Consider the following 420-nt stretch of genomic DNA (forward strand, 5'->3'; position numbering starts at 1 on the left):
GCCCCAAATGAAAAACCCGCCAGCCTCCCGAAGGAGACGTGGCGGGCGTATAGCAGGTTGCGTGGTTAGATGGGCTTGCGGAGTTGCGTCATGCGCTGATGTGCAGGATGACCTGCTGAACTTCCTCGCCGGGCCTGCCGACAGGCAACTGACCCAGGAACGCACCAACATCTCCTACCTTATAGACCTGGTAGTGGCCGTTGGTCAGTCGGCCAATCGGCACATCGTCCGGCACGCCTTCGATGTAGGCCCGCAGTTCGCCGACCGTTTCAACAATCTTGCTCTCTTTACGCATGATGAGTCCTTTCTGGTTGTCCTGAATTGCGTTAATTCTCTTCCACGTCGTCGACCGTATCGTCTTTCCCGAAATAAGCAGGCGCGTGGCCCGGTTTGGTTGCTATCGCTTGGCGATCTCTGCCC

At 57.4% G+C, this 420-nt stretch carries 1 protein-coding gene; it reads right to left on the minus strand.

Annotated features, from left to right (window positions below; translation table 11 throughout):
* Positions 1-88: 88 nt before the first annotated feature.
* Positions 89-295, minus strand: a complete 207-nt coding sequence (locus tag HX774_RS19610; protein ID WP_024542407.1) for a hypothetical protein — start codon at positions 293-295, stop codon at positions 89-91.
* Positions 296-420 lie beyond the last annotated feature (125 nt).

This window comes from Brevundimonas sp. P7753 (assembly GCF_013386595.1).
In the GTDB taxonomy this organism is placed as follows: Bacteria; Pseudomonadota; Alphaproteobacteria; order Caulobacterales; family Caulobacteraceae; genus Brevundimonas; species Brevundimonas bullata.

Bases quoted from the DNA above. Each gene is read 5' to 3' on its own strand.
- HX774_RS19610 (WP_024542407.1), bottom strand. From the start codon at position 295: ATGCGTAAAGAGAGCAAGATTGTTGAAACGGTCGGCGAACTGCGGGCC.